General features: G+C 40.9%; 18 protein-coding genes and 1 pseudogene. 4 read left to right on the top strand and 15 right to left on the bottom strand.

The window, feature by feature from the left end:
* Positions 1 to 573 (bottom strand): Tex-like N-terminal domain-containing protein (locus tag ACJAT7_RS08810; protein WP_415226432.1); only part of this gene is annotated, 573 nt, incomplete at its 3' end.
* Positions 574 to 649: 76 nt separating this feature from the next.
* On the opposite strand from ACJAT7_RS08810, the gene ACJAT7_RS08815 reads away from it, so the two are divergent.
* Positions 650 to 1,636 carry a Gfo/Idh/MocA family protein gene (locus ACJAT7_RS08815; RefSeq protein ID WP_415226433.1) on the top strand — a complete coding sequence of 329 codons (987 nt, stop codon included), beginning with the start codon at positions 650 to 652 and terminating at the stop codon, positions 1,634 to 1,636.
* Positions 1,637 to 1,799: 163 nt separating this feature from the next.
* Positions 1,800 to 3,218, top strand: coding sequence for a DUF3943 domain-containing protein (locus tag ACJAT7_RS08820; RefSeq protein WP_415226434.1), 1,419 nt, complete (start codon positions 1,800 to 1,802; stop codon positions 3,216 to 3,218).
* Positions 3,219 to 3,272: 54 nt separating this feature from the next.
* Here ACJAT7_RS08820 and ACJAT7_RS08825 read toward each other — a convergent pair whose 3' ends face one another.
* Together ACJAT7_RS08825 and ACJAT7_RS08830 are read right to left on the bottom strand one after the other, a co-directional pair.
* A complete protein-coding gene (locus tag ACJAT7_RS08825; RefSeq protein WP_415226435.1) occupies positions 3,273 to 4,448 on the bottom strand; it encodes an HD-GYP domain-containing protein in 1,176 nt (391 codons plus the stop codon).
* Positions 4,449 to 4,485: 37 nt separating this feature from the next.
* Positions 4,486 to 4,824 carry a hypothetical protein gene (locus tag ACJAT7_RS08830; protein WP_415226436.1) on the bottom strand — a complete coding sequence of 113 codons (339 nt, stop codon included), beginning with the start codon at positions 4,822 to 4,824 and terminating at the stop codon, positions 4,486 to 4,488.
* A gap of 408 nt (positions 4,825 to 5,232) precedes the next feature.
* On the opposite strand from ACJAT7_RS08830, the gene focA reads away from it, so the two are divergent.
* Positions 5,233 to 6,708 carry a formate transporter FocA gene (focA, locus tag ACJAT7_RS08835; protein ID WP_415226437.1) on the top strand — a complete coding sequence of 492 codons (1,476 nt, stop codon included), beginning with the start codon at positions 5,233 to 5,235 and terminating at the stop codon, positions 6,706 to 6,708.
* A gap of 39 nt (positions 6,709 to 6,747) precedes the next feature.
* Here focA and ACJAT7_RS08840 read toward each other — a convergent pair whose 3' ends face one another.
* The 7 genes and pseudogenes from ACJAT7_RS08840 to ACJAT7_RS08870 form a co-directional block, all read right to left on the bottom strand.
* Positions 6,748 to 7,683, bottom strand: coding sequence for a LysR family transcriptional regulator (locus ACJAT7_RS08840; RefSeq protein WP_415226438.1), 936 nt, complete (start codon positions 7,681 to 7,683; stop codon positions 6,748 to 6,750).
* A gap of 152 nt (positions 7,684 to 7,835) precedes the next feature.
* Positions 7,836 to 8,774 (bottom strand): putative metalloprotease CJM1_0395 family protein, encoded by a 939-nt coding sequence (locus ACJAT7_RS08845; RefSeq protein WP_415226439.1) that lies wholly within the window; start codon positions 8,772 to 8,774, stop codon positions 7,836 to 7,838.
* Positions 8,775 to 8,824: 50 nt separating this feature from the next.
* A complete protein-coding gene (locus tag ACJAT7_RS08850; RefSeq protein WP_415226440.1) occupies positions 8,825 to 9,097 on the bottom strand; it encodes a hypothetical protein in 273 nt (90 codons plus the stop codon).
* 118 nt (positions 9,098 to 9,215) lie between these two features.
* Complete coding sequence (locus tag ACJAT7_RS08855) at positions 9,216 to 10,454, bottom strand: HD-GYP domain-containing protein (protein WP_415226441.1); 1,239 nt, start codon at positions 10,452 to 10,454, stop codon at positions 9,216 to 9,218.
* Between the two features lie 248 nt (positions 10,455 to 10,702).
* Complete coding sequence (gene btsR / locus ACJAT7_RS08860) at positions 10,703 to 11,431, bottom strand: two-component system response regulator BtsR (protein ID WP_415226442.1); 729 nt, start codon at positions 11,429 to 11,431, stop codon at positions 10,703 to 10,705.
* Positions 11,424 to 13,127, bottom strand: coding sequence for a LytS/YhcK type 5TM receptor domain-containing protein (locus ACJAT7_RS08865; protein WP_415226443.1), 1,704 nt, complete (start codon positions 13,125 to 13,127; stop codon positions 11,424 to 11,426). The genes btsR and ACJAT7_RS08865 overlap by 8 nt, the downstream gene beginning before the upstream one ends.
* A 149-nt stretch (positions 13,128 to 13,276) precedes the next feature.
* Positions 13,277 to 13,405, bottom strand: a pseudogene (locus ACJAT7_RS08870) (hypothetical protein); the annotation flags it as partial.
* A gap of 191 nt (positions 13,406 to 13,596) precedes the next feature.
* Between ACJAT7_RS08870 and ACJAT7_RS08875 the strand changes: the two are divergent.
* The gene (locus ACJAT7_RS08875; RefSeq protein ID WP_415226444.1) at positions 13,597 to 14,898 is read left to right on the top strand and encodes a DEAD/DEAH box helicase; all 1,302 of its coding nucleotides are present in this window, start codon (positions 13,597 to 13,599) and stop codon (positions 14,896 to 14,898) included.
* A 129-nt stretch (positions 14,899 to 15,027) separates the two neighbouring features.
* On the opposite strand, the gene phoU is transcribed toward ACJAT7_RS08875, so the two are convergent.
* From phoU to ACJAT7_RS08900, 5 genes are all read right to left on the bottom strand, one after another.
* Positions 15,028 to 15,735: a phosphate signaling complex protein PhoU gene (gene phoU, locus ACJAT7_RS08880; RefSeq protein WP_415226457.1), complete on the bottom strand. Its 708-nt coding sequence runs from the start codon at positions 15,733 to 15,735 to the stop codon at positions 15,028 to 15,030.
* Positions 15,736 to 15,849: 114 nt separating this feature from the next.
* The gene (gene pstB, locus ACJAT7_RS08885; protein WP_415226445.1) at positions 15,850 to 16,662 is read right to left on the bottom strand and encodes a phosphate ABC transporter ATP-binding protein PstB; all 813 of its coding nucleotides are present in this window, start codon (positions 16,660 to 16,662) and stop codon (positions 15,850 to 15,852) included.
* 27 nt (positions 16,663 to 16,689) lie between these two features.
* The gene (gene pstA, locus ACJAT7_RS08890; RefSeq protein WP_415226446.1) at positions 16,690 to 18,348 is read right to left on the bottom strand and encodes a phosphate ABC transporter permease PstA; all 1,659 of its coding nucleotides are present in this window, start codon (positions 18,346 to 18,348) and stop codon (positions 16,690 to 16,692) included.
* A 16-nt stretch (positions 18,349 to 18,364) separates the two neighbouring features.
* On the bottom strand, positions 18,365 to 20,617 hold the full coding sequence (locus ACJAT7_RS08895) for an ABC transporter permease subunit (protein WP_415226447.1): 2,253 nt from the start codon (positions 20,615 to 20,617) through the stop codon (positions 18,365 to 18,367).
* 156 nt (positions 20,618 to 20,773) lie between these two features.
* The gene (locus ACJAT7_RS08900) at positions 20,774 to 21,709 is read right to left on the bottom strand and encodes a dihydroorotate oxidase (protein ID WP_415226448.1); all 936 of its coding nucleotides are present in this window, start codon (positions 21,707 to 21,709) and stop codon (positions 20,774 to 20,776) included.
* Between the last annotated feature and the right edge of the window lie 74 nt (positions 21,710 to 21,783).

Raw genomic sequence — 21,783 nt, forward strand, 5'->3', positions numbered from 1 at the left:
TGCGTTATTTAATAACTGTTTGCGCAATTTTTCCAGCAGCACAATGTCACAGCTTATCCGCTCAACCAGTATCTCTTGTGCGCCATCGAGTACGCTATCAATATCATCAAACCCCTTCGCAGCGTTCACATACTTTCTTGCCAGCAAGGCTTTATCGACACTATCTTGATACCACAACTTATCAGCAAGAGGTTCAAGTCCGGCTTCAATCGCCAATCTCCCTTTACTGATTCGCTTACTTTTAAAAGGCAGATATAAGAGCTCAAGTGCACTTTTATTGACACAGGACTCTATTTGATTTTTTAACTGCAGGGATAATTTATCCTGTTCAGTTAAACTTTTTAAAATAGCAATACGGCGAACAGTTAATTCCCGCAGGTAAATTAAACGCGTTTCCAGAAGACGAAGTTGACTATCATCAAGCCCTGATGTCGCCTCTTTACGATAACGGGCGATAAATGGCACGGTATTACCATCATCATAAAGTGTAACGAAAGCATCCACCTGGTTAAGTGTGATAGATAGTTCGCTGGCGAGTTGTTGTTTAATTTTAGCTGCATTTACATTCATCATTTCATTTTACTACTTGTTTTATTTATCTGTTTCAACATACTGTTATCACATTTTACATTAATATCAGGAGTTCTGGATGATCAATTTTGCAGTCATTGGCAGTAACTGGATCAGCGAAAAGTTTGTCAGCGCAACATTACCGGCAGAACAGCTAAAACTCTGCGCTGTCTATTCTCGTAAACTCGAAAATGCACACGCGTTTGCCAGTAAATTTAATGTAACAACTTGCTTTGACGATTTACAAGCGCTAAGTCGCGCTGCCGATATACAAGCCGTTTATATCGCCAGCCCTAACTCTTTGCATTTTGAACAAAGCTTATTGATGCTGCAACAGGGTAAACACGTTATTTGTGAAAAACCCTTAGCATCCAATGCGCAACAGGTAGAGATACTTTATCAGACCGCATTAACTAATAATGTTATTTTATTTGAAGCTTATATGACCCCATTTCTGCCAAATTTCCAGCAAGTTAAAAATAATATAGCTAAATTAGGCAAGCTGCGTAAGGCACATATTCACTACTGCCAGTACTCCTCTCGCTACCAAAGATATTTAGATGGTGAGAATCCAAATACCTTTAATCCTACTTTTTCTAGCGGTTCAATTATGGATATTGGTTATTACTGCATCGCTTTTACTGTTGCATTGTTTGGCAAGCCTAAAAAAATACAAGCCGATGCCCTGCTCTTAGAATCAGGAGTGGATGGCTGTGGCAGCGCGCTGCTCAATTATGGTGATTTCAGTGTAACGATAGATCACTCTAAAATAAGCGATGCTGTTTTGCCAAGCGAGATACAGGGAGAGCAAGGGAGTTTAGTCATTGAAAGAATTTCATTGTGTGAAAAAATTCATCTCCATCAAACACAAATAACCGACCTCACATTACCCCAAGCTGAAAACAGCATGAGTTATGAAGCCGCCTTTTTTGCCCGGCAAATAGCCGAGGGAAAAATGGATGAAAAGGCCGTGTTACGCTCAACACAAACGGCACAAGTGATTACTGAAATACGTAAATTAACCGGCGTAACATTTCCAGCTGACAATTTACCCAGCGAAAACTAAGCCGATTCAGATCCCATATTCACTTTATTTGACTTGCCACTTTAATTTTTTTGATTTTCCCAAGACTCTGCTGTAAATTGCACTCATTTGAGATGCAATCTACAGCGGAGTCGTTTCCTTAACCTTCGCTTTATCTTTTCCCTTTATTTTGAGTAACAAACACGTGTATTTGCAAAATTATCAGCCAATAAGATCACCTAAAAACGCCCTGTTTATCGGCGCTATTTTAATTTCTAGTACCGCAATGGCTGATAACGATCTAATCGCCCCGCAATTAGAGCAAGAATATGAAATAAGCTATCAAATACAAGCGACGAATTCTCTATGGGAAGATAAAGAGATTGATCCGAGCTTCTATGATAGCCCCTATCAGATCTCCCTGTTCAGCCCCCAAAACGGGGAAGACTCGGATCGCCTGTTATCACAAACTTATACGGTTTTCGGTTTAGGTGCGGTAGTAATAGCTACCTTGGGCGCCATGCCCAGTACCATTACCAATTGGGAAGAGGAAGATGATGACCCGGCTCTTTCTACAAAATGGCTAGAGAATGTCTCTGCCGGCCCAGTATGGGATCGAGACGATTGGTACCTGAACTACGTCGCCCATCCCTATTTTGGCGGGGTATTTTACCAATCGGCCCGTAAGTCCGGCTATCGTCAATGGGATGCATTTGTATACTCATTTATGATGTCCACCTTTTATTGGGAATACGGTATGGAAGCATTTGCGGAAGTGCCATCCATTCAAGATTTAGTGGTAACCCCTGTTCTGGGCTGGGTTTATGGGGAATGGGCTTTTAATACAGAACGCGATATCTGGCTTAATGGCGGCACAGTGTTAGGGTCAGAAATCCTCGGCAACACCTCTCTATTTTTACTTGATCCCGTTGATTCTATCGGGCGAAATGTTAACTACTTATTTGGTATTGATATCATTAAAGCAGGCACAGGTTATTTCACTTTCCAGCAGGCAGCATTGCCATATGGTAATGGAACGGAGAGCGAAATAGGGTTAAAAGTCAGCTATCTGTTTGGCGCGGATGACAGCGATGCGCTACCTGCTATTAGCGGCAAAACAAATGAATATAGACCTTATAGAAGCCATAGTGTAGATCCTGTTGATACAGGGATTGTAGGCATCTCTGCAGGCGCCGTCTGGCTGAATTTAGATAACGAATGGGGTATGAAGCATGCCTACGGGAAACAACTTTCCGCCGGTTTATATTTTACGCGCAGTATATCCGCGCGGTTAAACTATAGTCGAGCCGATCTGCAAGAGAAACAAAACAGTAAAAGTATTATTTACGAAAATTACAGCTTAGATCTGCAGTATTATCTCAACACGCAATCTGATTGGCGCCCGTTTATCACGGCAGGAGTGGGTGAAATGATGCGCGAACAGGAGAGAAACGATAAACGTTTCCAAATCAATGGCGGATTAGGTTTACATTATAAAATTAATAATAATTGGGCTGTGCAATCTGATTGGCGCCATTATTACAGCCCGCGTACAGATGCCCATGAAAACCAGTTAGGCAGTGCGATTATTTATCGTTTTGGTAAGGGCGAATGGTCTTTATAGGAACTTGCAATCGGGAGTCACCTTGGTTGTTAAAGCAAGGCTCACAAGCGAAAGTTACTGTTGTATATTCCACTTGGCATAAGATTCAACACTTAATATTTTAATATCGTCACAAGCAGATAAATTAATGATTTTACGTGGTACATAACAGCGCTTTTTGGTATTAAGAAACAGCTCAACCTGAGGTTTAAGCATATTTTCATTAATATCTATTACCGTTGCCAAGTGATAGTTACTTAATAAAACTAAACTTCCAGCGGGATAAATACCAACAGATTGAATAAATTTTTGTACTAACTCAGGATTAAAATGGCTGCCGCCCCATTTGAGTAATAACTTTAACACTTCGGAAGGCTCTTTACCCACGTGATAGCAACGATCTGCCGTTAGTGCATCATAAACATCGACAACGGCTGACATCTGCCCATACAGACTAATCTGATCACCTTTTAAACCCAAAGGGTAACCATTGCCATCAAACTTTTCATGATGCTGCGCGGCAATATCCATCGCAATTTGAGAAAGCCCAGCGGTTTTTTCTAAAATTTTACGGCTATCAACGACATGCTCTTTCATGATCAAAAATTCTTGTTCAGTTAATTTTCCTGGCTTATTGAGAATTTCATTGGGTGTCAGTGTTTTACCTATATCATGTAATAATCCGCCAATTCCCACCTCTTTTATTATTTTTTGCGATAATCCCATGCTTTTTGCAAATGCCATCATCAACACGGAAAAACTAACGGAGTGTTCAAAGGTGTATTTATCCATAACCCGAATACGCGACAGTCCCAATAACGCATTGGGATTACGTAAAATCGAGGCGCTCATTTTATTGATAACAGGAGTAACCTGCTCTAATTCTACATGCTGGCCCATTTTTACATTTGCCATCATTTCGGTAATAAACATCCCCGCTTCTGCAAATACTATTTTTGCTTGACCTACCTCTTGTCTCGCACTTACGCGCTCAACCTTATCAGCTGGACGCTGGTCAATAACCTTACGAAGTTCATTATTTTCTGTTTTTCTTTTTTCAACAAAGAGATCCAGCCCTTTTGCTGTATCAATTTCGATCTCTTTTACACCCGCAGCAATAATTTTCCGAATATCGGATTCATTTTCTAATTTAAAACGATTGAGTGCAAAGGGATGAGTAAACCAACCACACTTTAAGTCGTTGATATACATTCCTTTACGCAATTGCGTCACGCTTATTTTTTTTAACATAATTTATTCAGAATTAAATTTATATGAGTAGTTAAATCTAGCGGCCAAAATACTGATTAATTATCGCTTCAAGATTATCTTCTAACTGCGCTTCAAAAGAATCAAGACTTTCCCCAAACAGGTTTAAATATTGACTCGCTTTACCTCTACTTAATTTCTTTGATAAGATTTGAAATTCAATTTCTGCTCGGGTTTTATCTGAGCGCGGTACAATTGACCAAGTGATAAACGCACTGGCTCCCGCTTGTAACTGTATTTGGGCAAACTCACAAAACTCTTTAATATACTCGCTGCCATTAGGCCCCAAGGATCCTGGTTCCATGCGAAATATAACCAACATTTTTTTATGCTCAGGAATGGCGCCAACTAATGTCATTTATTGTCCTTTTTACGACTAACACGAGTCTACCCCGCCAATAGATACAAATAACATAATACAACAGGTAATTATAAAGTGATGAAATCTTCGCAGAAATAACGACTAACTCAAATTAATAGAGTGAAATAGAGGTAAAGAGCCCCCTTCCAAGTTTATTCCCTAACCGTTTAAAAAAATCAGCCGCAGCGGCTGTTTTATATTAGAAAACCCATCCATCAATTTAATTGAATCAAAGTATTAATAATATCAATTATTATTATCATTCTATCTATCTTATGCTCTTTATACCCAAACACTTGGGCCGCGTTAATAAATCAATATAACCCTGGCAGGAGAAGATGATGAGTAATCGAAAAAAACACCGTAGACAACAAATAAGAGGCGTGATTTATCACGATAGACATTATGGAGCTTAGTAACAATCATCCCATTAAACTGATCAATACAAATCATAAAAAAACAGAAAACTCAGACGATATATTAAAGCAGGTCGAACAATACGGTCTTAAAAAGGTGCAGAAATCAGCGACAAAATCATTTGCATTAGCAATTTTTGCCGGTGCTTTTATTGCCATCGCATTTGTTTTTTATATCACAGTGACGACAGGTGCACATAATGCACCATGGGGGCTAATCAGATTAGCGGGAGGATTCGCTTTCAGCTTAGGTCTTATTCTGGTGGTGGTTTGTGGTGGAGAACTGTTTACCAGCACAGTATTAAGCACAGTTGCATGGGCGCAAGGTCTGTTTTCAACTAGCCAGCTGCTTAAATGCTGGGGACGCGTTTATATAGGTAACCTTGTGGGTGCAGCAGCAATGCTGGCACTTGTTGTAACCGCTCGCATGCACCTCCTTGATGGCGGTGAATGGGGCATTAATGCTCTGCAGGTTGCCCAACACAAACTTGAACACAGCTGGGCACAGGCTTTTGCATTGGGTATTTTATGTAATTTACTGGTTTGTTTAGGCACCTGGATGACCTTTAGTAGCAAAGATACGTTAGCAAAATCGATACTTATAATATTACCCGTAGCGATGTTTGTCAGCAGTGGCTTTGAACACAGTATTGCTAATATGTTTATGGTGCCACTTGGCATAACCATCAAAGCAATCAGCGAGCCGGCCTTCTTTATTAGTCATGGTTTTGCCGTCGCTGACTTTGCTCATCTAACCTGGTCCAACTTCATTTTACATAACCTGATCCCGGTGACGCTTGGCAATATAGTCGGAGGGGGAGTATTTGTCGGTATAGGCTACTGGTTAATCGAAGCCGAAGGGAAAAACAGCACAAACAAAATAAACAATCCAAACAACAACAATCAATTAACCCATTTCGGAGATACATCTATTATGAAAAACAGATTAAAAAACGTAACTGTAAAAGAGATTATGAATGAGACCCCTCTTGTGTTTGCACAAAACCAAGATATCTACCAAGCACTGGCTTTATTAACAGACAAGGCAATTAGTGCAGCGCCGGTAGTCGATCAGAATCAGCAATTGATTGGCTTTGTATCGCAGCAAGATATTTTAAGGTTATTATGGTCAGAAGAGTACTCTACAGAATTAACCTATCAGATAAGTCATGCAATGCAGACAGAAATATTGACGATAGATGCCAATCAAACGGTCACTACACTGCTTGAATTTATGGTTGTAGATAAAAATAAACTATTCCCGGTTACTGACAGTGGGATGTTGACCAGCCTTAATTACCAAAGCTATGAAGAGCGTTTAAAAGCGGCATCCGCTAACCGACCTTCAGTTTACCCTGTTATAGATCAAGGCAAACTGTGCGGTGTGATCACTCGTCACCAACTGGCCAGTTTAGTCGTTAAAAAGTACTCACCTAGCGATCAAACTGAAACACAAGCAGCCTAATATTCACACTCCTTTAGTTCTCATCCAGTGACGAACTATCTACCGATAAGACAGGCGAACACCTGTCTTATCTTTTTTCTTTTCATGATCCGATACAAAGCGCCGCGCTTCAGCCAAGATACAATCCCGCAGTGGATTTTCCCCGGCATCTTTTCGCCAGACAAAAGCCAGACTACGTTTCATATCCAATTGTGGTGTTGGTAAAATGACTAAATGGCCGCTTTCCACCTCCTGTGCAACATCCAAATAAGGTAAGCAGCCCAGGTAAAAACCATTTCTTACCATCGCTTTTAAAACTGGCACACTTTCATATGCTTTCCAAACATTAATATTTTCAATTAAGCCATGGACAGCACCATCGAAAATGCGTCTCGTCCCCGCGCCTATCTCTCGTATAACCCACTTACCTTGTTCTAGTTGTGCAAGACTGACCACATCTGACTTTGCATAAGGGTGGTGAGGGTTGGTAAAGACCACAAGGTGATCATCAATTAAGGTTTTTTGATTGATGCGATCATCATCATTGCGCCCTTCAATTATTCCCAAATCGCATTCATGGTTCAACAACCTTTTGATAACATGATCTGTATTTTCAACCATTAATTCAATGCGCAATTCAGGGAAGTCAGAATCAATTTTACTGATAAGGTTAGGCAGAATATGCTCCGCTGCAGTTTGACTCGAACAGAGCATTATATTGCCGCTGATAATTTGCTGATCATGCAAGCCGAATTCTATTTGCTGTGCATCTTGTAATAAACGTTTAGCTTTAGGTCTTAACCAACGCCCCCAATGATTAAGTGTCAATCTATTGCCTTGGCGGGTAAATAGCGGTCGGTCTAACACATTCTCAAATTGAGAAAGTGACATACTGACCGCCGATTGCGTCATTGATAACTTTCGTGCAGCCGCGCTAACGCTTTCCTGGCTCGCCACTGCATCAAAAACAGCCAATTGTTTAAATGAATACTTCATCAATTCTTTTCCTAAATAACAACGCCTGTAAGTATCAATTTTATTGATACCTGTTTTTGTTCATATTACTATCTTAATTGAATGAGACAAAGCAATAACTGGGATATATTTATTTAAATCAATGCGTTTGGATGGAAATTAAAAGAATGCAACTAGATTTGGGTTTGGAAGGTCGAGCTGACTTTGCTTATTGATGAGTTGTGATAAAGGTTATTGATCTGTTGAATACGATTATTTAGGTTTTTTTGCACATTACGCTCTGTTTCTAAAGATTGCACTCCGGTCAAATGTTCAGGTACAGAGGATTCATAACGAGTCGTTGACGCCCCACTATTGCCCTGGTTTTCTTGCAATATATCACTGCGCGCTTGAGCTGCCATTTGCTCAGCCTTAGCTGCAACACGTCTGTCTTGTCCGGAGGGCTCAGCAGGGGCTAATGCTGCAGCCTTGACTTGCTGTGCTTTTTGTAATGTTGCCTGCGGATCATTAGATACGCCTGAAGTGTCAATTGAAACTTCCCCTCCAACGGCATATTTTACACCGTCAGGTCCCGTCTTATAACTGTAACTCGGTGCTCCGGCATATTGCCCGCCAACAGCTGAATGTGCTCTTTCATGAGTCAGCACCTCACTATCGCGTATTTTTAAAGCACTAATCTGCTTTAATTCAACATCGCTGTATTGTTCTTGCGTGCTGTTTTTATTTATAGGCTCGGGGCTAGACTCATTGGATTTTTCTTTTGCGGCTTGTTTATCTGCTTGCTCTGTTGCCTCTTTCTGCTGCACATCTGTGCTATCGCCTTGTTGCCCATCTTCAGTTGGCTTGAGCGATGCATTAGAATTAGGAGAATTAGGAGCATTAGGAGAATTAGAAGCATCACTGACCTGCTTATTGGTTGGTCGTTCGTAGGTTTGATTTGCAACAATGTTGGTGTGTACAGAACCACCTGAAATATTAACTTGCGCAGGCACTGAAGGTATTACATTAGCAATAAAATTAGCAGACTGGTTGCCAACATCCCCCGCAACGTTTGCCGCAACAGGTGAACGGTTTGCAATTTTCAGTGGAACATTATTTGCTAATATTTCCATAAATAATTTTTATAAATAATTTTTATAAATAGCATTCATAAAGAGACAGGTTAAACACGCACATCGATTAAACTGCCAACCGCTTCATCCGCCGTCAATTGATTTCCGGATGACATTACTTGATGTTCTGAAACACGCGCATTAACGAGATCTTTATTTAACTCAGTACTTTTTTGTACCGGTTGCTCTGTTACCACTTGATCGACGCTTTGTGTTTGTTTCTGATTTTCACTTGCAAGATTAGCTACCGTTGAACTATTTGGATCATTACGATGCACTGTTACTGGCTGGTTGTTCAGATTTACTGTTCCGGAAATATCCATTACTACCGCCTTGGTCAATAAAATTCTTTTAAGTATCGTACAACAACAGATAAAATACTAATTTTAGTGGCACATAAATGCAATATTTTAAAAAAGCGTAGTAAGTAACGCGCTGATTCTATTTGCGGCTCCCTTGTGCAATTTCAAAGCAAACTGCTGCGTGCTGCTTCGCATGCTTCACTATATCGCCATCTAGCTTGCCACTTTTCACAAATCCATCAAGAATATCTATTACTTCATCTAACTGCATCCCTTTTCGGTACGGTCTATCCTGCACCAGTGCCTGAAATATATCCGCCACTGCGACAATTCTCGCCTCGACACTTAATTCTTGTTTTTGGGGATGAAATGGATAACCAAGACCATTAAGCCCCTCATGGTGGAATGCCGCCCAGCAAGCTATATCTTCAAGTCCATTGATATGGCGAAGAATTTCATATGTTTCATAACTATGCTGGTTCATAATGGCACGCTCTATCTCATTTAATGGACCCGGCTTGCCTAATATATTGTCGGGTACATGGAGTTTTCCAAGATCGTGCAGTAACCCTGCTACTTCAATTTTATCGCACTGTTCATCAAGTAATCCCAACGAGGAAGCAATATAATGCGCCAAACTGGCGACCCCTTGTGAATGCTGCGCTGTAAATGGACTTTTCTGATCCACAATATAGGCCATAATCGATGAAAGTTGTTTCAGCTGGGCGAGACTTATTAAGCGATTATTTTTAAATTGCGACATATCCCATGTGTAGCGCGTAATATGACGGCTCTCCAATGCTATCCAAAAAGCTTCAGATCTCTCCACTTGATGAAAAGCATGCACAATTTTAGGATCAAAATAGGTCCCTTTATAATGCGTGATTGATTTAACTATCTCTTCTTTAGCGAATAAAATATCGCTTTCATAATGAGTTGCCGCCAGCACATCGATTCTATCGGCAAGAAAAATGAGGTTTGCCATGCGCGCATCTAGCATGCTGACGTTTAACTTATTAAGTTTTTCCCATGGCGTATGATGGTAAAGAATCGGCACTGCAAAAGCGCAAAGTGGTTCAAAATCTTTTAATAAACGGTAACCAATTTCACAATGTATATGGGCATCACACCAGTCAAAATGGTTGACAATATGAGCATGCATCTGCTCGGTGGATACACCACAATCATGTAATAATCCCAGATCGAATAAAAACTGTATCTCCTCATCACTAAAACCAAGCTGTTGTCCCAATTGGCTGGCGATATAGCCAACCCGTTTGCCGTGATTCGTATCGTTCATCCCCACTAACGAAACAGCGGTTTCAATCGCTATAATCATCTGGCGAAGATTAACATCTAATTTTGAGCATTGAGTCATTACAGCACCTCTTTATAACGCCAGATTTAGCGGATATTCATTAATAATAGATCGGTTTTTGGTAATAATTTAAATAAGACCCCGGCAATTTATGAATAAAAACATTGCGCACATAAAAAAAGGCTATTCATCTCTGAATAGCCTTTCACTTTCTAAAAAATAAGATTTAAAATCAGATCTCTATATTAATCTGATACGGTACTGTTTTTCTGCAGATTGAGTGGTTTTTAATGGTTTTATTAGACGCGCTACGATAATGCAAAACGATCTTTTAATGTTTTCAGATAACGACGGCTGACGGGCGCCACGGCCCCATTACAGGTAATGATTTCAGCAAGTGAATTGTCTAACAACCTGATTTCACGGATCGCCGTGGGGTTTACTAAATACTGGCGGTGACAGCGAATCAAGCAGGTTTTTTCTTCAAGTAGTTTTAAACTGAGCGAACAGGACACTGCATTTTCACTTTTTGCAGATCCGTCGCAAAGAATATGTACGCCGGCCTGATCAGAATAAGCCAGTTCAATCTCTTCTGGTTTAAGCAATAAAATCCGGTTATAGCCTGCGCAGGGAATAAGCTCTAATTGCTCTTGCAGCAGAGGTGTATAGTCAACGCGAACAGAGGTCGACTTTATACGTTTTAATGTTTTGGCCAAACGCGAGGGTTCAACCGGTTTTAAAATATAGTCAAACGCATTATCCTCAAAGGCTTTTAAAGCATATTCATCATAAGCGGTGACGAATACAACCTTTGGCATAGTGTCAGGATCAAGCATGCTGAGCATCTCTAATCCGCTTATTTGCGGCATCTGAATATCTAAAAAAATCACATCCGGTTTTAAGCTGTTAACTTTGCGCAATCCCTCAATCGCATTATTACAAGAAGCGATAATCTCAACTTGCCCCGTCTCTTTTAATAATGCAATTAACTCCTCACGTGCATATAACTCATCATCGATTATGATAGCGCTAACCATTATTCACCTCATCTTTTCTGTTGAGCAGAGGAAACAGTATCTCTGCCGTTGTCGAAACTCCCGGTTCGCAATGCATATGCAAACCATATAATTCCCCAAATCTATTTTTCAGACGTTTATCTACAATCTGTAAACCCAGTCCGGACTCATTTTCTTTTAATCTATAGGTGCCTGCATTATCAATAACCTGTAATTTTACTAACTGTTGATTATTCTCTTTGATTATCGAGCCTTTAATTTCAATCCGGCCATTTTCCAGTAACGTTGAAGTACCGTGTTTAATCGCATTTTCCACTAAAGGCTGCAGCGTAAAGGTTGGCACCGACAGATTAAATAACGTCTGGTCAACTAAAAATTCAACCTGCAGGCGATCTGAAAAACGGGCTAACTCAACTTCAAGATAAGCATGAATATGCGCCAGCTCCTCATTAATAGTCACAGACTCTATATTATTTTTTAAATTACGACGGAAAAATTGGGAAAGATGCTGAATAAGATCGCGCGCTTTATTGGGATCTTGGCGGATAACCGCACTGATTGTATTTAAGGCATTAAACAAAAAATGCGGGTTAACCTGCGCCTGCAGCAGGCGTAATTCAGCCTGGGTTAATAACCTCTGCTGCTCGATATATCGCCCGGTTAAAATTTGATTGGACAACAACTTCGCCAGCCCCTCACCTAAGGTGCGATTAATGGAAGAAAACAGTTTCTGTTTAGGCTCATATAGTTTGATAGTACCAAGTACTTTATCGTCACCCAGCAGAGGAATTATCAACGCCGAGCCTAATTTACATTTTTTATCAAGGGAACATTGATAAGCAATTTCATAACCGTCAGCATAAATCAGCTCACAATTTTCAATCGCTTGTTTTGTATAAGCTGATGAAATAAGCGTCCCGGGCAGATGGTGATCATCACCAATGCCAATAAAGGCAAGAATTTTTTCTCTATCGGTAATGGCGACAGCGCCGACCCCGGTTTCATCATAAATAATCTGCGCAATCTTTTTAGTACTTTGCTGATTAAAACCATTGTTTAGAATCCCCACCGACCGCTCTGCAATTTTTAACGCTTTACTGGAAAAGGCCGCCGAGTATTTTTCATAAATCGCTTTTCTGTCTTGAATAATACTCATAAACAGCGCTGCGCCAAATGCATTGGCTGTGATCATCGGCAATGCAATTGCTTTAACCAGATGCAATGCCTGATCAAAAGGCTGCGCAACAACTAGTATAATGGCCATCTGCATCACCTCTGCAATAAGCAAAACTGTAAAGGCCACACTGGGTTTAAATATTCTTTCCACTAAACCACGGCGCACATAATAGCTATGGATCAGGCCACCTAACAAGCCTTCAGCAGTGGTCGAAATGGCGCACGCGGTGTCGGTAAAACCGCCCATTGTATAACGATGAAGGCCGCCCGTTAAGCCCACTGAAAACCCCACTAGCGGCCCGCCTAATAACCCTCCCATCACGGCGCCAATAGCACGCGTATTGGCAATCGCATTTTCAATCGCCAAACCAAAATAGGTGCCGAGAATACAAAACAAGCTAAATACCACATAACAAGCGATGCGTTGCGACAAATGCCCGGAAACCGTCGTCAATGGCATAAATAAGGGGGTTTTACTGAGCAGATAAGCGATCACTAAATAGACACTAAGTTGCTGTAATAGTGAAAAAATGAGTTCCATAGTGCACCTTTGTTATTGATACACCCAAACCACTTGAATATCCATATTCAAGTGGTTTGGGTGTAAAGAAAGTATTTTATATAACCCGCGTCTGACCCGTTTTTTATAATCCATACTGTACGGCGAAACAACATTCAAGTTAAGCTTCTTTACCTAAAATAACCAAGCGCATCACCATTAACAGAGGAATCAACAAGAGGAAATGCTAACGCCAAATACACGCCTGTGATCGCGACATACATTGGATTTTGCGAATAATTATAGACTCCCTTTATGGTGAGATTATTCGCTTTTGTAAGTCGCTATTATCGAATAGGCAGATTATCTATAAAACGAAAACTAAGCAATAAAATGGCCGATAGTAATAAGTTAACATGTTTTTATATATTATTAACTCATCTGGGCATTTGTACTGCTATACTCGCGCCCTTAATTTTTGTTTACGTTATTTGAATAAGTGGTGGTCTGAATGAGTGTTGATGCTATAGGTTTATCTTCTGAATTATTAAAAGCCGTAAAAGCGTGTGGTTATAAAAATCTAACCCCTATTCAGCAACAAGCGATCCCGCTTATCCGCAGCGGATCTGATCTGCTCGCCAGTGCGCAAACAGGAACAGGTAAAACAGCTGCTTTCGCCCTGCCTATTTTAGATCTATTGGCTAAGAGCAGCAGCACAAAACCAGCCAATAATACGACAATTAGAGCGCTTATTTTAACACCGACACGAGAGCTAGCATTGCAAGTTGCTAAAAACGTCAAAGAATATAGTGAATTTTTACCACTCAGCTCAGGTGTTGTCTGCGGTGGTGTCAATATGGGCCCGCAAACGAAAATGCTTAAAACGGGTGTCGATGTTTTGGTTGCCACCCCGGGCCGCTTGCTTGAACATCTGACCTTAAGAAATGTGGATCTTTCACATATCAAGCACTTGGTCTTAGATGAAGCCGATCGTATGCTGGATATGGGATTTTTAAAAGATATCGAACAGTTGATGGAAGTGGTCAAGCAAAAGCATCAAACAGTGATGTTCTCTGCAACATTTTCTAACAAGGTAAAAACATTAGCGAAACAGTTATTAACGACCCCAAAAACGATTGATATCTCGCCACAAAACTCCACATCAGGAAAGGTAAAGCAGCAAGTTTACTGGGTCTCAGAAACGCGTAAACGGGAGTTGTTATCTGAGCTTATCGGCGTTAAAAACTGGAAACAGGTACTGGTATTTGCCGGTACCAAAGAGAGCGCAAATTTATTGGCCAAAGAGTTGCAGCTTGATGGCATTAAAACGGCTTTATGCCATGGCGATAAAACCCAAGGCGCACGCAGCCAAGCGATTGAAAAATTCACTGACGGGAGAGTTCGCGTGCTAGTGGCGACCGATGTGGCAGCACGCGGTTTAGACATTCCCAATCTGCCTTATGTGGTTAATTTCCACTTACCCTTTTTAGCAGAAGATTATGTACATCGTATTGGCCGAACAGGTCGTGCCGGTAAAAGTGGCATGGCAATTTCATTAGTTAGCCCTAAAGATGAGCAGTTTTTAGATAATATTGAGGCGTTAATCGGTCGTAAATTTGAGCGTATTGTTTACCCCGGTTATGAGTTAAACACTGGACTGCCTACACAATATAACAATCAATCAGACCAGCCGCTTAAAAAAAGCCGCTACAAAGCAACACAAGAGCGTAACCAGATGCTGGCGCGTAAAAAAGCGGAAAACACCCCAGCCGCAATTCGCCGCGAAAAAGCAAAGAACAGAAAAAAGAGATAAGCTGATAGCAATAAAATGGGGTATGCCCCTATTTTTTAGCTTAGGTTTGATGAAATACGTGGAATTTTAATGTGGCGGAAAATGACCAGATTCAAAACAGGTGTATCTGGTCACGTTAAAAAAGGTATTTTACTCTGCTAAAAATGAGTTAATCTCTTCTTCTGTTGCATGGCGAACATCCACACCTTCAACTAAATAAACAATTTGCTCACAAATATTTTGGCAGCGATCACCAATTCGCTCGATTGAACGCGCAGCAGCGAGTACCTTTAAAATATAAGGTATTGAACGCGGATCTTCCATCATAAAAGTCATCAGCTCACGTAAAATACTTTCATATTGTCGGTTCACTTTTTTATCTTCATTATGCACCATAATAGCTGCTTTTAAATCTAAGCGGGTAAAAGCATCCAAGGTGCTATGCAGCATCTTTAATACTATTTGCCCCATATTCTCCAAACCAATAAGTGACGGTCCTGCCTTTCCATGATTTTCAATCACCATCCGCGCTATGCCAGCGATACCATCTCCAACACGCTCTAGCTCGGTAACAGTTTTCATAATCGTCAGTATTAAACGTAAATCAGTGGCTGCAGGTTGACGTTTGGCAATAATTCGTGAGCATTCCTGATCAACATTTGATTCAAATTGATTAACGTCTTTGTCTTTAATAATGATCTGCTGTGCAAGTTCAATATCGTTATCCGCCATTGCCATTAACGCATCGCTGAGTTGCTGCTCGATTAACCCCCCCATCAGCATCACTTGACTGCGAACGCTCTCTAATTCACTATTAAACTGCCCTGAAATATGGCGATTAATATTTAAACTTTCCATCATTGACTCCATTTAACTAATTTATTGGTAACTACAGTCTACTTTGTGTAAAACCAGCTCACATTCAAAGAGCTCCTGGGTAGTTAGCCTAAATGACGACGACCCAGGCTCCGACTAGCCGTAACGGCCAGTAATATAGTCTTCGGTCTGTTTTTTTGTCGGTGTGGTAAACAGCGTATTAGTATCTGAATACTCGATCAATTTACCCATATACATAAAGGCAGTTTGATCTGAAACGCGTGCCGCCTGCTGCATATTATGGGTCACAATGACCACTGTAAATTTTTCTTTAAGCTCGGTGATCAACTCTTCAATTGTAAGCGTTGAAATCGGATCAAGAGCAGAAGTCGGTTCATCAAGCAGCAGCACTTCAGGACCAATAGCAATAGCGCGCGCAATCACTAAACGCTGTTGCTGACCACCAGACAAACCAAAAGCATTGTCATGCAGGCGATCTTTCACCTCATTCCATAAGGCGGCACCACGCAATGAATTTTCAGCTGCCTCATCCAAGGTGCGACGATCTTTAACGCCTTGTAAGCGTAAACCGTAGACAACATTTTCATAAATCGATTTAGGAAAAGGATTCGGTCTTTGAAATACCATGCCGATACGACGACGCAGTGAGGCAACATCCACCGATTTATCATATATATTGGCGCCATGCAGTTCAATACTGCCCTCGACACTACAGATATCGACCAAATCATTCATACGGTTAATACAGCGCAACAAGGTCGATTTACCACAACCTGACGGTCCGATAAAGGCAGTTACTCTACCTTTTGGTATTTTCATCGAAACATCAAATAATGCCTGCTTATCGCCGTAATAGAGATCTAAATTTTTAATCTCCAAGGCAGTTTGCTCTGCGCTTAAATGTGAGAGGATTTCTCTTTGTTTCTTTGATTTTGCTAATGTAATCATATCTATATCCTACTTAAGACGTTAGAACTAATGCTCTAATAATCGGTATTTTTCTCTTAAATTATTTCGAATTGCGATTGCAGCCAAGTTCAATCCAATAATGACGGTCACTAATAAGAATGATGTCGCGTAGACCAGCGGACGCGCAGCTTCTACATTCGGACTCTGAAAACCAACATCATAAATATGAAAGCCAAGGTGCATAAATTTACGCTCCAGATGCACAAATGGGAAGTTACCATCAACAGGCAGAGTGGGTGCCATCTTAACAACCCCCACCAACATCAAGGGAGCAACCTCACCAGCTGCACGTGCAACCGCCAAGATAAGACCGGTCATAATCGCAGGGCTTGCCATGGGTACAACAATTCGCCACAAAGTTTCCGATTTTGTAGCGCCCAGTGCAAGCGACCCTTCACGCAATGTGCTTGGAATCCGGCTTAACCCCTCTTCGGTTGATACGATAACAATCGGTAGGGTTAAAATAGCTAAGGTTAATGCTGACCACAACACGCCGGGAGAGCCAAATGTTGGCGACGGCAGTACTTCTGGATAGAATAACTGATCGATACTGCCCCCCATAATATAGACAAAGAAGCCTAAGCCAAACACACCATAAACAATAGAAGGAACACCGGCCAAATTGATCACAGAAATACGGATGAATTTGGTGAAATTATTTTTGCCTGCATACTCATGTAAATAGATAGCAGCTACCACACCAAACGGCGTCACAATCACGGCCATTAGCATCACCATAAATACAGTACCGAAAATAGCGGGAAAAACACCGCCTTCTGTATTCGCTTCACGTGGGTCTGCACTGACAAATTTACCGATTTGATGAAACCAATGCTGAACCTTGTCCAAGAACGTCATGTTGTTGGGTTGATGAAAATCAAGCACAGTTGACATGGGCAGGATAACGTCACGGCCACGCATATCCCGGAGCTGCACACTATCACGCTGTGCTTCTTTACGGTAAGCAAACAGTTGATTCTCTAAGCCTAGATATTGACTGCGCAACAGATCGCTTTCTGTATTTAACTGAGTGATCTTTTCTTCTGTTAATAGATCATCCAGCTCTAATTTGCGTTTTGTCAGGCGAATTTTTTCCAGCGCAAAATTAATATCACCTATCTCACTGCTCAACAAAGCTTCTTCTTGATCTTTTAAAGCAGATGTACGCAGCATTCTTTTATGCAATTCGGCGATTAGATTATCTTTTTCAACCGCAATTGGCTGACCATTCTCTAAAATGTTTTCAATATAACCGTAAAAATCACCATTTTTAGTTCGCTCCAATACAAGGATCTCTTTCGGCACTGTTTTGCCTGAAATAATGGTCTCTAATATCCATTGAAAATCAAGGTCAACAAACTCACGGTTACCAATTTTAATCAGATAACGCTGCAGTGTATCGCCTTTACCTTCCAGACCAGTGACTCCGGCGGCAACAAGCTGATCTTTTAAGACCTCCTCAGAATCATAGATCTCACCAATAAGATTGTACTGCTGCCCTTGCTCATTTTGTATATCAAATTCATAAACAGTGCTTGGCCAAAAAAAACTCAACCCCCGCCAACCGATTAGAAGAACTAAACCTATCACGGCGATTAAACTTAAACTCACCGCGCCGCCTGTCATCCAGATCCACGGCGTACCTGACTTAAACCACTTACCCATAATCATTAACTCCTATTTACAGGCTTGAATATTTTTCACGCAAACGTTGACGAACAAATTCGGCAACCGTATTGAAGAAAAATGTAAAGATGAAAAGAACGAATGCTGCGAGGAATAGTACTCGATAATGCGAGCTATCCACTGCCGACTCCGGCATTTCAACGGCAATATTGGCAGATAAAGTGCGCATACCTTCAAAGATATTCCAATCCATAATAGGTGTATTACCCGTTGCCATTAAAACGATCATCGTTTCACCAACAGCACGTCCGGTGCCCATCATAACAGCAGAAAATATTCCCGGACTCGCCGTTAAAATAACGACTTTGGCCATGGTCTGCCACGACGTCGCCCCTAGTGCTAAAGACCCCATAGTCAAACTTTTAGGCACACTAAAAATAGCATCTTCAGCAATTGAGAAAATAGTAGGAATAACAGCAAACCCCATCGCAATACCGACAATCAAGGCGTTGCGCTGATCAAAATCAATCCCTAATACATTGGTCAAATACATGCGCGTATTACCATCAAATAGCCATAACTCCAGAGTGCCGCTGAATCTCATTGAGCCATAGCCAACAATCAATAGCACCGGAATTAATATAAGAGGGTGAAAACCTTCAGGAACAGAATCTTTAATTTTTTTCGGTAAAGCACCCCAAGCTAATGCTGTTGCCAATACGCTAAGCGGTAAACTAATTAATAATAATATAATACCGGGCAGCTGGTCTTCAACCAGAGGGGCGAGCCACAGACCGGCAAGAAAACCTAAGATAACGGTCGGCAGCGCCTCCATAATTTCAACCGTGGGTTTGATATAAGAGCGTATACTTGGCGACATGAAATACCCGGTATAAATAGCAGCAGAAAGCGCTATCGGTACGGCGAATAGCATGGCGTAAAAAGCGGCCTTAATTGTGCCGAACGAAAGTGGCACCAAACTCATTTTAGGTTCAAAATCATCGCTTGCAGAGGTTGACTGCCACAGATATTTAGCTTCAGGATAACCTTCGTACCACACTTTTTGCCACAGCGCAGACCAGGTGATTTCAGGATGCTCATTATCGATAGAGAATAAACGCAGTCCGCTCTCCTCAACAATTAAGATTGCATCAGCACGCGGCGATATGGCAACGTTCATATCTTCACTGGCAGATACTTTTTCAGTTAATAAGCGGGTATCACCGGTACTATGAAATACAGATAAATAGCCCTGCTGATCCGTTGTTAAGAATCCTTTTCTGAAATATTCAGGAACAATAGAGGTTATGCTACCCGTCGCTTTAAAATCACGAATAAATGTAAAGGTACGTTTATTCTCTTTTAAAACCTCAAACCACTGACTGATAACCCCGTTATCATTTGCCACCATTAACGAACTTGCCCCGGTTAACAGCTGCATGTCTGTCACATCAGCATCTAGTGCATTAATAGTCAGTGCAGACTTAATGCGGATATTGTCAGGTTGAGAGACGTCATACACAAGAAGATCATTATGCGAACGCACAAAAAGGTTTTTCATGTTTGAACTGAGCAGGATTTGATCAACATTATTGGGCAGCGAGGGAAGCTCGATACGCTCTTCTTCCCAGGTAGTTTCGTCTGTCATCATATTTATTGTTGCATTTAAGACCAAGAAAATACCGCGTTTATCATCGGTTACCGCCGCAATGGCGGCCTTTTCTTCTGAGAACTGAAAACTTGCTGCCGTGATCGCATGCCCTTGATCATCAATTTGCATCATTTCCCGGCCTAATGGATAGTTAATGGTCGGTATTATTAAACGGATATCGTTGGTCGCTGTTTTTATGCCGGCATCGCTCGGATAGGTTGTAATAAATTTAGGCTGAAATATTTTAACTCGCCCTTGTGAGTCTGCAAATAAGTAACCTCCACTTCTAGCGGAGCTTTTAGCAAAGGCGGAATAGTCATCAAGCATAGTTTCTGCAAGCAGTAACTCTCCTAAATCCTTGCTGCGTAAGGAATAGAATGCAAGTTTTCCGTCACTGCTTACTTGATAAGCAACGTCATTATGCTCCTCCAACCCCAACGCCAATATTTTGCTATCGCTTTGGAATGGGAACTCTTTTTCTACTTCAATCGACACTGGAGCAAAAATAGGCAGCACGACATAGAGCAGATAACCAAATATGAGTAACAGTGTGGCTAAGACTAGCGCGCCACCGCTGGTGATACTGTATTTGACTACATTATCTTTAATGACACGTTTGCGATTGGCTTTTAACTTATTTGAGAAATCACTATCCATTATTGTCTCCAATATATTTAATAGCAGAGAGTATATGGTGCTTTTATGACAGTAATATTACAAATGTTACGATTGTGACTTAAAACAATAAATTAGTTTGTGCAGATAAAAACGCTTTGACGATGCAAAGCGTTTTTATTAAGTTTGAAAATTTTGTTACAGAGGCTTTAATTTCCCCTTGGCATCACTTAGTTTGTTATAACCTTTTTTGGCCATAAATGCTTTCAGTTCATTTTCAATACGGGCAAAACACACTGCACCTTCTTTTTCAAAGCAGGTTGCAATTTGCACGGCATCAGCGCCTGCAAGCAGGTATTCAAAGGCATCGGTACCATTTTTGATCCCGCCTACACCGATGATCTGCACTGAGTCATCTAATAGTTCACGGAAAGCACGTACATTAGCAAGCCCGATTGGTTTGATATAATCACCACATAAACCACCAAAACCACCTTTAGGTTTAATAATTGGCTGCTCCGTTTCAGGATCAATAATTAATGTATTACCAATTGAATTTACACAAGTAATAAACTTAACAGGAAATTTTTTAATAATATTGGCAATGGCGATGAAATGTGACATATCAAAATAAGGTGCAAGCTTGATACCTATCGGTTTATTACCTAATTTTGTCAGCGCAGCCAGAGCAGATTCAGTTTGTTCAAAATCATAAGCAACCTGGGCTTTGCCTGGAATATTGGGGCATGAGAAGTTGACTTCAATTAAATCTACATCGCTATTTTGAAAGGCCGTCACCATTTCACTATTTTCTTCAATACTGAAACCGGAAATGCTCACAACAACTGGTTTTCCTAGCGCCTTCAACTCTGGCACCATCTCAAGGTATGCTTTATAACCTAAATTTGGCAGTCCCATCGATTGAATAGAGCCCAAAGGAAGATCACTGTAACGCGGTTCGGGGTTGCCTTCACGAAACTCGAGTGTACAAGATTTAGTAACAATTGCAGCGGATGCAGATTTCCCAATCACCAAAAGCTCATCCCAGGTTGTACACTTGGGACCGGAAGCATTCATTAAATAACTGTCTAAATGGATACCCGCAATTTGTGTAGATAGATCGATAGTGGTCATTAATTTTTCCGTATATAAGTCAAATTCAGCGCGAGTGTATTACAGATTATATTTTATCTGTTTGATAAAAAACA

The organism is Psychromonas sp., assembly GCF_047632995.1.
In the GTDB taxonomy this organism is placed as follows: Bacteria; Pseudomonadota; Gammaproteobacteria; order Enterobacterales; family Psychromonadaceae; genus Psychromonas.

What these genes read in the sequence shown, in the direction of transcription:
- ACJAT7_RS08815 (WP_415226433.1), top strand. Translation starts at nt 650, where the DNA reads ATGATCAATTTTGCAGTCATTGGCAGTAACTGGATCAGCGAAAAGTTT.
- ACJAT7_RS08825 (WP_415226435.1), bottom strand. Translation starts at nt 4,448, where the DNA reads ATGTTAAAAAAAATAAGCGTGACGCAATTGCGTAAAGGAATGTATATC.
- ACJAT7_RS08830 (WP_415226436.1), bottom strand. Translation starts at nt 4,824, where the DNA reads ATGACATTAGTTGGCGCCATTCCTGAGCATAAAAAAATGTTGGTTATA.
- focA (WP_415226437.1), top strand. Translation starts at nt 5,233, where the DNA reads ATGGAGCTTAGTAACAATCATCCCATTAAACTGATCAATACAAATCAT.
- ACJAT7_RS08840 (WP_415226438.1), bottom strand. Translation starts at nt 7,683, where the DNA reads ATGAAGTATTCATTTAAACAATTGGCTGTTTTTGATGCAGTGGCGAGC.
- ACJAT7_RS08845 (WP_415226439.1), bottom strand. Translation starts at nt 8,774, where the DNA reads ATGGAAATATTAGCAAATAATGTTCCACTGAAAATTGCAAACCGTTCA.
- ACJAT7_RS08850 (WP_415226440.1), bottom strand. Translation starts at nt 9,097, where the DNA reads ATGGATATTTCCGGAACAGTAAATCTGAACAACCAGCCAGTAACAGTG.
- ACJAT7_RS08855 (WP_415226441.1), bottom strand. Translation starts at nt 10,454, where the DNA reads ATGACTCAATGCTCAAAATTAGATGTTAATCTTCGCCAGATGATTATA.
- btsR (WP_415226442.1), bottom strand. Translation starts at nt 11,431, where the DNA reads ATGGTTAGCGCTATCATAATCGATGATGAGTTATATGCACGTGAGGAG.
- ACJAT7_RS08865 (WP_415226443.1), bottom strand. Translation starts at nt 13,127, where the DNA reads ATGGAACTCATTTTTTCACTATTACAGCAACTTAGTGTCTATTTAGTG.
- ACJAT7_RS08875 (WP_415226444.1), top strand. Translation starts at nt 13,597, where the DNA reads ATGAGTGTTGATGCTATAGGTTTATCTTCTGAATTATTAAAAGCCGTA.
- phoU (WP_415226457.1), bottom strand. Translation starts at nt 15,735, where the DNA reads ATGGAAAGTTTAAATATTAATCGCCATATTTCAGGGCAGTTTAATAGT.
- pstB (WP_415226445.1), bottom strand. Translation starts at nt 16,662, where the DNA reads ATGATTACATTAGCAAAATCAAAGAAACAAAGAGAAATCCTCTCACAT.
- pstA (WP_415226446.1), bottom strand. Translation starts at nt 18,348, where the DNA reads ATGGGTAAGTGGTTTAAGTCAGGTACGCCGTGGATCTGGATGACAGGC.
- ACJAT7_RS08895 (WP_415226447.1), bottom strand. Translation starts at nt 20,617, where the DNA reads ATGGATAGTGATTTCTCAAATAAGTTAAAAGCCAATCGCAAACGTGTC.
- ACJAT7_RS08900 (WP_415226448.1), bottom strand. Translation starts at nt 21,709, where the DNA reads ATGACCACTATCGATCTATCTACACAAATTGCGGGTATCCATTTAGAC.